Raw genomic sequence first — 12527 nt, 5'->3', positions numbered from 1 at the left:
AGTTTTTTTGTTTTAAATATTTTCTTGATACATTTGGTAAGCTGTTTTATAACCAAACATTTTTCTTGGGATGTTGTTTACTTTTCATTCAAGAGTTTTTATTTTATCTTCACTTACTAAACTGAAGTCAGTTCCTTTTTTATATCATCTTCTAACTATCCCATTTATGTTCTCGTTGGACCCTCTTTGGAATGAAGAATAAGGTTGGCAATAATAAACTTTAAAGTTGAATTGTTTTGCAGTTATTCCCATCATTTGAAACTCTAACCCATTATCAACAGTGATGCTTTTTATTGGGAGTTTTTCATCTCGAATAATGGTATACATTTTAGCCATCATTGATCTAGCGTTCTTCCCTTTTATTTTTCTAATAATTGCCAACCTTGTTTTTCTTTCCACTAATGTCAATAAGTGGTAATAACCACTTTGCCTTTTACTAACTATTAGATCAGCTTCTCAATGTCCAAATTCTTTTCTATTGTTTATCTTTTCTGGTCTTAGACTATAAGGAATGCAGTATTTTCCATCAATTTTAGAAAATATACCTATTTTTCTTCTTTTTCCTTTAACATATTTTCTTCTTAAACAATCTCTTCTTTGTATCTTTCAAATCTTGCTATTGATTCATCTAAATACTTGCCTAGCACTTGGAACTTTAACTAACGGATAGTTTTCTTTTATTCAAAAAATTGTAGCTTCTACACCATGAGATTTAGGATTAAATTTTTGAATAAAAAGATCTGTGAAGTTTTTGTACTTCAACATAAAAAACATATGACAATTTGATTTTCTTCTAATGTATTTTTTGTGAGCAGTTGATGAATAATAAATCCCTGTTGAAGATGTGTTTCTTTTTAATTCTCTTGATATTGTTGATTTGTTTTTATTTAAGATTTTTGCAATCTTATTCATAGAATATTTTTCTTTATTTCAAAGAAAATAAATTAAGCATCTTTCTTCTTTTGTTAAATGTTTATAAGTTTTCATAAGCACTCCTAATATTCATTATCTTTTTATTAGTGAACACTTACAAACAAAACAAATGAAGTGCACACTCTTTTTTGAGTGTTGCACTTCACATGTCAATCGAGCAATCAAACCAAAACCTGGTTTGGTTTTTTATTTTATTGTGATATAGAATTAGAAATTTTTTTAACAATGAAAAATGTGTAAAAAAACTAAAAAGTGATAAACTTAAAAAATAAAAAGTTGGGTAGTTAAAAGTTATGATTAAAAATGTATTTTTTAAATTTTTGCCATTAATATCAGCAACCTCTATAATTGCTGTTCCATTAGCTTCTTGTGCTAAGGGTGCTAAAACTAATAACATTAATGATAATCCAAATTTAGGACAAGATAATGGAAATTTGATAAGTAGACCTTTTATAAAAGGTAAGATAGAACCAGAAATTGAAAAAGCATCAAAATCTAAAAAAAATATAACATCTATAAATGTTAGTAAAGACAATGCAGGAGATGTGTATAAAAGCATTAATGAAGTTTTAACTAATGATATAAAAACTGATGAAGAATTAAAAAAAATAAATAAAGATAATTTAACTTTGGATATATATAGTTATTTATATTGATTGTATTTAACAAACAAATCTTATTTTAGTTTTTATTTTAATAAAACGCCATCTATTACCATTAATGAAAATGAAAAAGTATCTGTTAGTGTTTCACTAAAAATCATTAATGAAAATCATAAACCAGAAAACCTAGTTATTAATAATCATTCATATGAATTAAATGAAAATGAATATATTTTTTTAAATATAAATATAAAAGACTTAAAACCTAATTTAACTATTAATAAATACAACAATAGATTCTTTTTAGGTTTACAATTTCCATCAGTTGATTTTTTAATTTCTAAAAATAATGATGTAAATGTAAAAGAAGAAGATAAACAAAAAGATGACAAAATTGTTTTAAATAATTTTAGTTTCACATTTGGAACATATTCAAATATTTTTTTAACAGAGTATGAAAATGTAACATCTACATTGGATTACAATTCAGCAATAAAAGATTCTCAAGTTATTGATAATTACAATAAACTTACAAATGATACTCTTGGTAAAGAAATTTCAGAACAAATTAATAATGTTCAAAATCATATACAAAAAATTGTTACACTAATTAGTAATATAGTTGATTAAATATCAAAAAATGAAACTGTAGCTCAATTTGTAGAATCATCGTCTAATAGTATTGTAGATTTATTAATTGAGGCAAAAGTATTACCAGATAATAAAGTATTAATTGATGCCATTAAAAAGCTTTTAAATACAAAAGAACCAATCCTTGATATTATTGGAAACAATAAACAACTTGTTGTAAGTGTAATTACACAATTTATTGGAAACGATTTTTTTGTTGATAATTTAATAAGTGCTTTTGTTGATAAAATAAAACCTTCAATGAGTGAAGAAGAAAAATCAGATTTAAAAAAACAATTTCAAGATTTAATTAAAACTTTAGGTATTAAAAATATAGAATATTTAAACACTATAATAGATTCACTTTTTAATGGAGATTCAATTGATAAATTATTAAAAACAATTTTAAAAGATCAAACAGTAATTAATATGATTTCAAAAGTTGTTGGTGAAAAATATAAAGGAATTATTGAATTGATTCAAAAAGTTTTTGCAGATCAAAACAATAGTAAAACTGTATTGCAAATCATAATTGAAAATAAAGAAAGCATTACAACTATTTTATCAACGCTTATAAATGACCAAACTTTGTCTGGGATATTAAAAGTATTAATAACAGAAAATACAAATCTTAGTTATGACAATGCCAAAAAAATATTTGTTTATACAATTAAACCAATTGCAGATCTATTTTTAAAAGATACAACAAGAAAAGGTGAACAGACAAAAATTGAATACAAAAAAGAAACTAAAACTCTAACTTACAGTTATAAATACACATATACTTTTAATAAAGATTTAAATATAGATTTAAATCCACTAAAAGATATTGTTCCAGATACAATTGATTTACAAAAAATGGGAATCAATACACAAGAAATTGAAAACATGGTTGCAAATAATAAATCAAATTTCAATAAATATATAATATTAAATACTAATTCAGGTAAAGAATGATATAAATTTAAAAAATCAGACATTATAAAACAACTTCCTGATAAAGTAACTATTAAAAAGAATGACAAACTAGTTTTTGATTATAATGTTACAAATCAAAATTTATGATTAAATCCAACTAAAATAGATGATGATAAATGAGTTTTTGGATATCAAATTCCTTATGTAGCAGATATATATTTAGATGCACCAGGTTTATTCAAAAGTATTTCTGATAGTTTTAATAATAAAACACTAAATTCAAGTGGTGCAAGTATTTGATCAAATGTAGCTTCAAAATATGTACAAATGCTAGCTAAAGTTTATAACTTTACAGGAATGCTTTATATAAGTGAAAACCAAAACATTTTAAAAGATTTTGATTACAGCGATAGATTATATATGAAAGACTATACTTTTAGTTTTTCAGAAAAAAAGATTTCAAAAGATAATTTTGATAAAGCAGTTAATAGTTTTAAAAATACAGATGCTGGATCATATAATGACTTAACAAGTAAAATAACTCGTTACAAAACAGAAGTTACAAACCAAAATAAATTAAATAAAATATTAATTAAAGATTATTCAAATTTAAATTTAGTAAAACAAAATCTTTTATTTACTTATAGTCAGATGACAACAATCAAACCAGAAAAAGATTCTAATAATCAAGATATTAATGCACTTCATTTTTGACTTCCATTAAATGTTAGACAAGGTGCTTTATGATATAGTGATGAAGTCTTAGATTTATATATTAATGTTAATATAAATAACTTCACATCAACATCATTTTTACCTTTTAAAATTCTTGATGAAAATAATAATTGAGTTAATTCGTTTACAACTAGTGCGTTTAGTATTGATATTACTGCAAGTTCAGTTATTACGTTCTTATTTATTAAATTTCCAGTTTCATTTCCAATTATTAATTCATATAAAAACTAATAAATATTCCAATGGCTTTTTAGTCTTGGAATTTTTTATATTTTTAAATATTAAATAAAGAAAAAGATTTATATTAAAATTAATATATTGTTTAGGAGTGATTATGCTATTTAAAATTAAGTTTAGAAATTTTGCATGTTTTAAAGATTGACAAGAAATTGATTTATTAAATAGAAATGTAATTGATGAAATTGATGTTTTGCCATCTTGTTCTAACGTTTTCATTGGTTCTAAATCTGTTGGAAAATCAAGTGTTATTAAATTAATTAATACTACAATCGATTATATAAATAACTTTATAAAATATGAAACAGAGTTTAAATTAGATACTACGTTAAAATCAATGAGAAACTTTTATAATCCATTTGTTTTATTCAGTGAAGAAAATGACGAGGATTATAATGATACAGAAGTGATTTTATATTTTAATGTAAATCAAACATCTTTTAAATATGAATTAATTTTTAATGGGTATTTTCCTCAACTTGAAAAAATAAGTTATTCTTGTTCAGATGGTTTTGATGATATGGAATGAATTGAAATATATTCAAAAAATAACTTAGAATTTTCGCTTAATTTACCAAATAGTGATTCAAGTAATACTTGTATTTTTGATATTAATTTAAATTTAGAAGAACTTGAATTAGATAAACAACCTAACACTAATTACTTAAATTTAAAAAATTCTATTCTTTTGAAAATATGTAATTTTTCTAAAAACATGCTTACTATAAGTATTAGTGATTTTTTTAAAAACATAACTTTTTTTAAAGATAATTACTTGCACAATAAATCATTTAAAAAATATTCTATCTCAAAAGATTTTATAGAAATAAATAGAACAAGATATTTAAATGTTTTTAAGGATTTAAATATAAACATTAAAGACTTTAAAGTTACTGATGAAAGTTTAAATGAATTTAACTTATTGTTGTCAATAAAAGATGAAAATGGAATTTTTCACTTTATTAATTCTGTAAATGAATCAGATAATGTTAGAAGGCTATTTTATTTGTTAACAGCAATATTTAAAGCACTAGATAAAAAAACAATATTATTTATAGATGATCTAAATAATTATTTAAGTTTAGAACAGACAAACTATATTTTAAAAATGTTTTCAGACAAAGAAAAAAATATACACAATAGTCAATTAATTACAACAGTATCTTCATATAGTACATATGATTTTGATGACATTTATTGTGATAATAAATTTGAAATTGATAAATCTAGTGATTTTTCATCAACAATCTTCAAATTATAGTTTTTATTAATTGTTTATAAAACAATTAATAAACATTAATTTCCCTTACTTAAATAAGTGGGGATTTTTTATTTGTTAATTTTAATAATAAAAATAAAAATATCTGCTAATAATTACAAGATAGTTAGTTAATAAGAATATTTGATTTGTATTATAATTTTTTAGTATTGGTAATAATTTTGTGGAGGTTGTTTATATGAGTGATAAAGAAAATAAAAATTTTATAAACAGCCTTAAAACTAGAACTGTTTTACCATTCTATATTGATGAAATAAATCCTAGATTTTTTGATAGTTTACAAAAATATAGAAATCATGGGTTATCAACTAAAATATTAAGTAAAATAGAAAAAAATATTGGTTTAAAAGAAGTAAAAAAAATATTGGATACAGAAAGTATTTCTGATCACAATACCATACTATTATTAATAAATAGAATTATAAAAAAAATAGTTGCTAAGACCGGTACTAAAGAACATGACCTTTTTGTTGAAAAGGGTTATGAAGATAATAAACAACCATATTTTGTAGAAGAAAAATATGAATTATATGATTTAAAAGTAATTGGTGATATTCATTCAGATAGAAGATATATTTATGCTATTGATGTTGATAAAAACACTTATTTGTTCAAATATATTGAACAAATTCAATTTTCTTTTTATTTAGATGAGAATAATAAAATGCTTTCTGGAGCTGTTAGTTGAAATTGAGGTAATGATAGTAAAAGTGATAAGTATGATATATTTGAAAGAATATATTTAAATTCCTTGGTAAGATGCTTTTTTTCTAAAGAGCTTAGAAATATATCTTTGAATAATATTTTGGCACTTTTTGGTGATGTTATAAACAATAACTCTAAAAGCGATATTAATGTTGATAAGTTATTCATGAAATGAAGCCAATTAATTCAAGACAAATTTTTAAACAATAATAGTTTTAGTAAAGAGAAAATGTCTTGATATACCAATGAATTATTTTATTCAATTTTAATTGTTTTAATGATATCTTTAGCAGTTTATGAGGAACTAAAAATATACTTTAGACATTCGGAACCAGAAATTTATATCCCATTATTAAAAAGAGTCATCACAATTAAAGAAGATTTGCAACAAGATTATTTAGAAGATTTTAACCAATTAGCTATACTTTTAAAAAATAACTATTTTCACTGAGGAAAAATAAAGTGAAAAAAGATAATGGACGCTGATGAAGCGATTAATGCTTTAATTCAGTTTGATGAAGATGAAAATCGTTCATTTGGTGTCCCAATGTGAAATTATGAAATTATTAGAAATAGCGATATTCCTTTTTTAGATGAAGATAGTAATTTATTTTCAAAAAATAGAGAAATAACAATATTTTATTTATTAATCATGAATCCAGAATTATTTGGTTTAAATGATACTAATTTTAATTTCATTAGATATTCTGATCTAGTTAAAAATATTGGTGAATGAAAACTTGATGATGAATGAAATAAAATAGTAAGTAATATTGTAGATAAAACTATATGTGAATGAAATTATGATTATATTTCTTTTTACAATAAATCTCTAACTTCTATAATAATTAAAAATAACAATCCTTTGCTTGTTAAAAATAAAAATAAATTTAATTACGAAATTGATGCAAATAGAAAATTATTTAACAATTATTTGTGAGCTCAAATATACACTCAAGCACTTGTGTGAAAAACAAATGATATAGAAGCAAATTTTGATGCTTATAAAAATAAATATCCTCATTTATTAAGAAGCTATTGTTATGAATTAGATAAATTACATTTTGATTGATATGATAATTTTTATGGTCTTCCAGAAATAAAAAGAATTGTTGAAAAAATTAATGATTTTAACGATATCAACAAAATGATTGGTCATTTAAAAAACAAAATTAATAGAGAAGATAAAATTTATGGTAAAGGAAAAGAAAGAAGAAATATTGGTTTTGCATTTGTAACAGCAACATTATTTGGAATAACTGATTTTTTAACTGTTGTTTTTTCTATCTTAACAGTTACAAACTCAAGCGATGGGATTAAAAACCCAGCTAATATAGGAACAATAACTTTTGGAACAGTGCTAGTATTTATATTATTTTTAATCTTGCTGAATGCAATTTTTAAACCTTTATATATAAAGAGAAAATATAGAAAAGAAAATAAGAAAAAAATCAGATAGGAGGGTAGTAGTATGGCTAATAAAAAAAGTGTAACAACACAAAAGAAAGAATTTAATGGTCTAAAAATAAAAAATTTAACACCATTCTACATTGATGAAATCAATGATAAATTTTTTACTAGTTTGCAAAACCACCCTAATCGTTTTTTTGTAAATAAAGTTTTACCTAAAATCCAAAAAAATATGGATGAAGATGAATTAGAAAAATTTGTTGAAATTGATAACTTAACTAAAAACAACAAAATAAAATTGATGCTTAATCTTGCTTTAAAAAAAATTGCATCTAAAACTGGTAGTGAAAATTGTGATTTATTTTTTGTTCAAGAGACTGATAAATTTAATGAACCATTATATATTAAAAATATTATTCCAGAAAGTGATGTTGAAGTTTTAGGAGATACTTCTTTAGATAGAAAATATGATTTTGCTATTGATATTAATCCTAATTCATATTTATATACATATATATCACAACTACAACTTTCTTTTTTTCTAGATGATGAGTCTAAACTTTTATCTGGTGGATTTAGTTTTAATAAAGTTTTTAATGATTCTGAAGGAATTGATTTTTTAGAATGTGTAGATAAAATATATTTTTACAATTTAATTAAGCATTTTATTAATAAACAACTATTTCCTTTATCGTTAAATAACATCTTACACATGTTAGAAAATTACCAACCATCAAATAAAAAATCAATTAAACCTACAGATAAAGCTAAAGTTAAGGTTGATTTTCAACAAATAACAATTGAATCTCTTCATCAAAACTGAATTAATTTTGTAAATAGAAAGTTTTTGTATTTTAATGATGTTTCAGAGAAAACAAAAAATTATATTGAAAAAGATTTATTTTTTTCAATTTTAACAAGCTCATTAATAGCATTATGTTTATATGAAGAACTTAAAATTTACTTTACATCACAAAAACCAGAATTCATTTTAAAACTTTTAGATAAACCATCTTTATTAAAAGAAGATCCAAACCAAAATTCTGAAATTGATTTTTTTGAATTAGCAAATTACCTAAGAACAACTTATCTTGATAGAGATAAAATAATATCGATTAAAAATATAAAAAGTGCAGAAGATATTGCAGACACTCTTATAGAACAAGAAACATTTGAGGTTGATTCTTTAATAAGTCCAATATTTTCTGTTGAGGTTTATTTAAAATCAAAAACTCCAATAATTAGTGAATATGATTTATTTGATAAAAACAAAAATCTTAAAATGATATATCTTTTGACTATATCACCAGAACTATTTGGTATGGATTATTCAACTGGACACTTTATTGAATATAAGCAATTAGTTGATATTGTGAATAAAAATAGTTTTGTTTTATCAAAATTATCTGAATCATTGAGTGAAAAAATTGAAAATTCTTGTTGTGAATTAAATTATGACTACATAACTTTTTTAAGTAATAAACCATCAATGCTTTTAATTAAAAATAATACTGAAGTATTTCAAAAAAGTTTGTTAGATGCAAACAACTCAAGTGGTTTATATGAATATTATATGTGAGCTCAAATTTACTCACAAAGTAGACTTTGAAAGATGAAAGATATAGAACTTGAATTTAATTATGATTTGTACCACAACATTGATATTTATCACAAAGAAAAACTTAAATCGCTAGAAAATTTAATATTGAATTGATACGATGATTTTTTTGAAATTTTTCATATTAAACATATAGTTAAAAAAATAGATCAACTAAGCGAACTTAAAACATCAATTGAAATGTTAATAAATAAAATTAGACAAAGAGATGAATTATCTAAAAAAGATAAAGAAAGAAAATCAGTTTTATTTGCTTATATAATTGCATCACTTATTGGTTTTATAAATTATTTGGGTATGGTTTATACAATACTTACTGTTGTTGATGTCAATTCTGGTTTAAGTACAGGCAATATTGTTGCAATTTCAGTTGCTACATTCTTAGCATTAATCCTTGTTGCAATTTTTGGTTATTTCTCATTTAAAGTTTTATCTGCAAAATATAGAAAAAAAAGATAGATTTTTCTATTTTTTTATATAAAATAAAAAAAACCATCTAAAGGAGTAAATATGGGTTCAGGATTTAATTGACTTGGTTTACTTCTTCGTATTGTAACTGTGTTATCAGTTACAACAATGATATTATTTCATTATTTTGTAACACTAAAATACAATAGGGTATACAGGGTTATAAATTCTTATTGATTCTCTATTGTTATTTCTATTATTTGATTAATTTATTTTATAGTTGTTAGATGATCTGGTGATATTAAGGTTTTAATTGATCAACCACTAAGTTGAAGTCAGTGAAAAAGTAATGATTATTATAATTACTCTTATAGTATAAGTAGGGTTTTCTTATTAGACTTATGTCCTATGATTGGACTTGTTTTACCAATATTTTTAATAGTTGATAAAACAAAAAATATGGCCAAAATATTATGTCCGTTTTCTATTATTGGAAGTATTATCACAATATTTTTTGTAGTATCAACAGATAAAGATATTAGTGGTAACTTTTGAAAATATATATTTATTGGAACATATCCAAATGTTTTAATATTCTTATTGCATTATATTAATTTATTATTTGCAGTCTTTGTATTGCTAACATCAAAACAGTTTACTAAATGAAGTATGGTATCAATGATATTATTTATGTTAATTTATTTTGGATACATATCAATTTTTATAAACTTCTTTGGAGTTGGTTTTAATACAACAGGTTTATCAAAAAACGATTGATTCAATAGCATTGATAGTTCTTATAGTGAATATGGTTCAGTTTATAACTTGTTACCAATTGGATTCCCATCTGCTCCAATATTTTGATTTACATTAGCAACAATTGTGGCGTATTTGTTTATCTATATAAAAAATATAACTACAAAAGATATTAATAAAAAATACAATAGATCAAAAAGATGATATTCTGAAATAGATTATTTAAATATAATACTATTACCAATTGAAATTAAATTAGATAAATTTTTTGATAAATTCAAATTAAAATTAACAAAGAAACAAATTAGCAATTAAACATTGAGAATGATAAAAATTACTATTATAGTTATTAATTTTGTGTATAATAATACTATACTATCTTAGGAGGTTTAGTATGTCAGATACAAAAATTAAAATTGAAATTTCTTTGGAGACATGAACAAATATAAAAAAGATATATGAATCACAACGTGACTCATATGAAAAAATGAATATATTTTCAGTTGATGAATTTATAAACTATGTTTTAGAAAATTTTGCAACAGGATCTGAAAGATTTTCACAAATGAGTGAAACTTTAAAACCGTTAATTGATAGTATAGATATGGATAATCTAAGTTATGAAGAATTATTTAAAAATATAATTAAGTCTAGTCCTAAAAAGGAAAACGAAGAAAAAAATCCAAACGAAACAAATAAAGAAAACGACCCAACAAAGAAAAACTAATTATGAAGCTGTTTATTAAAAAAACAGCTTTTTTTATTTAATAAAAACCTTTAATTAATGATTTAAAAAAGATTTGTAGAATATATTTATTAAAATACTATAAAATTATATTAAATCATATTTTTTTATTATTTGAGCATTTATTTTTTTTTCAAAAATTGATTTTGATATTTTAAATAGATATAATTAAAACATAGTGAATTATATATTTTCTATATATTTTTATTAACAAAACATTTTTTGGAGAATATGGGTATGAACAACGATTTAAATTTTTTAGATAAAAAATTAGACCATACTAATGCTGAAGAGTTTAAAAAAACCTTAAAAAACAAAGCAAGACATATTCTTGAAAAGATTAATTTACTAAACCAAGAGTATAATGCAACAAATTATAGACATGAAAAAGCATCAATTGGAAAAGAGATTGACTTTTTAGAAGTTCAACTTAAAAGAATAGATGACATATTAATATATGAACTTGGTGATGATGATGTTGCATTATCAATGATTGATAAACAAAAAAAAGAAATTATTGAACTAGAATTTTTAATTCAAAATAACCATCTTCCAAAAAGTAACTACATAAGATTGTTTAATAAAAAAATGTCTTTTAATACAATATTAAATGAATTAACTTTTAAAAAACTTTATTCTAAGTCAAACACTTCATATGATCAATACCATAAAAATCAAAGAATTGATAATTCAATTCCAGTAGAAAGAGATGTTAATTTTGTTGAAGTTGAAAGATTAATTCCAGTACCAACTATTCAAGAAAAAATTGTATACAAAGATAGAAAACCTCGTGTTGTTGAAAAAATAGTTGAAGTTGAAGTACCACAATTTATAGAAAATCCTAATGTGGTTAGTTCAGAACCAGAGGTTATTGAGGTTGAAAAACTTGTAAATATTTCAGGAGGAGAAACTCAAAAAATTGTTGAGGTTGAAGTACCAGTGGCTCATGATGTAGAAAAAATTGTAGAAGTTAATCAATTGATAGATGTTCCATATTATCAACCAGTAGAACCTATCTATTATGATAATTATGACAACACAGAATACTATCAAGAAGAACCTATGTATTATGATGATCAAGGTTTTTATGAACAAGATTATTCTATGTATGATAATTATGATGATTATTATCAAGAAGAATATGAAGAAGAACCATATTATGAAGAAAATCAAAAACCAATTGTTGAAGTAGAAAATAGAGACGTTGTTTATAATTTAAAAGAAGATAAACAAGAACATGAAAAAGAAACTGAAAAAGAAGTAGAAAAAGAAATAGAAAAGAAACCAAAAGTTGATGATAGTGACTATTTTGACGATGATGATGAATTTGATGAAATGTTTGAATAGTTTTATTGTTGTATAAACTCATAACTTACAAGTTATGAGTTTTTTATTTAGATTTTATAATTTAACTAATAAATAGAAAGTTAAAATTTAATTTTCATTTAATTTAAAAAAGTTTTTAATTATTTATCATTAATGTTTTGCTATATTTTTTTAATTTTAAAAAGAATAGTTTATAATTCTATATTTTATAAACAATTGTATTAT

At 22.3% G+C, this 12527-nt stretch carries 9 protein-coding genes; 8 read left to right on the top strand and 1 reads right to left on the bottom strand.

Going from position 1 to position 12527, the window contains the following annotated elements:
* Nucleotides 1-12: 12 nt before the first annotated feature.
* Nucleotides 13-987 (bottom strand): IS30 family transposase, encoded by a 975-nt coding sequence (locus EXC57_RS02985; protein WP_129692495.1) that lies wholly within the window; start codon nt 985-987, stop codon nt 13-15.
* A 239-nt stretch (nt 988-1226) separates the two neighbouring features.
* Between EXC57_RS02985 and EXC57_RS02980 the strand changes: the two genes are divergently transcribed.
* The 8 genes from EXC57_RS02980 (at nt 1227) to EXC57_RS02945 (ending at nt 12323) form a co-directional block, all read left to right on the top strand.
* Nucleotides 1227-2165, top strand: coding sequence for a hypothetical protein (locus EXC57_RS02980; RefSeq protein WP_129692619.1), 939 nt, complete (start codon nt 1227-1229; stop codon nt 2163-2165).
* A gap of 261 nt (nt 2166-2426) precedes the next feature.
* Nucleotides 2427-4049 carry a hypothetical protein gene (locus EXC57_RS02975; protein ID WP_129692618.1) on the top strand — a complete coding sequence of 541 codons (1623 nt, stop codon included), beginning with the start codon at nt 2427-2429 and terminating at the stop codon, nt 4047-4049.
* Nucleotides 4050-4152: 103 nt separating this feature from the next.
* Entirely contained in the window at nt 4153-5316 is a 1164-nt protein-coding gene (locus tag EXC57_RS02970) for an AAA family ATPase (RefSeq protein ID WP_004025312.1), read from the top strand.
* 196 nt (nt 5317-5512) lie between these two features.
* Nucleotides 5513-7498, top strand: coding sequence for an MPN337 family protein (locus EXC57_RS02965; protein WP_004025313.1), 1986 nt, complete (start codon nt 5513-5515; stop codon nt 7496-7498).
* Between the two features lie 12 nt (nt 7499-7510).
* Nucleotides 7511-9526 (top strand): MPN338 family protein, encoded by a 2016-nt coding sequence (locus tag EXC57_RS02960; protein WP_129692617.1) that lies wholly within the window; start codon nt 7511-7513, stop codon nt 9524-9526.
* Between the two features lie 51 nt (nt 9527-9577).
* The gene (locus EXC57_RS02955) at nt 9578-10546 is read left to right on the top strand and encodes a DUF5378 family protein (protein WP_004025315.1); all 969 of its coding nucleotides are present in this window, start codon (nt 9578-9580) and stop codon (nt 10544-10546) included.
* Nucleotides 10547-10625: 79 nt separating this feature from the next.
* Nucleotides 10626-10958: a hypothetical protein gene (locus EXC57_RS02950; RefSeq protein ID WP_004025316.1), complete on the top strand. Its 333-nt coding sequence runs from the start codon at nt 10626-10628 to the stop codon at nt 10956-10958.
* A 255-nt stretch (nt 10959-11213) separates the two neighbouring features.
* Complete coding sequence (locus EXC57_RS02945; RefSeq protein ID WP_004025317.1) at nt 11214-12323, top strand: hypothetical protein; 1110 nt, start codon at nt 11214-11216, stop codon at nt 12321-12323.
* The last annotated feature ends 204 nt before the right edge of the window (nt 12324-12527 follow it).

The sequence above is a fragment of the Malacoplasma iowae genome, from assembly GCF_900660615.1.
GTDB lineage: Bacteria > Bacillota_I > Bacilli_A > Mycoplasmatales > Mycoplasmoidaceae > Malacoplasma > Malacoplasma iowae.
The sequence above is the reverse complement of the archived record's forward strand: the minus strand, read 5'-3'. Positions and strand labels throughout refer to the sequence as shown.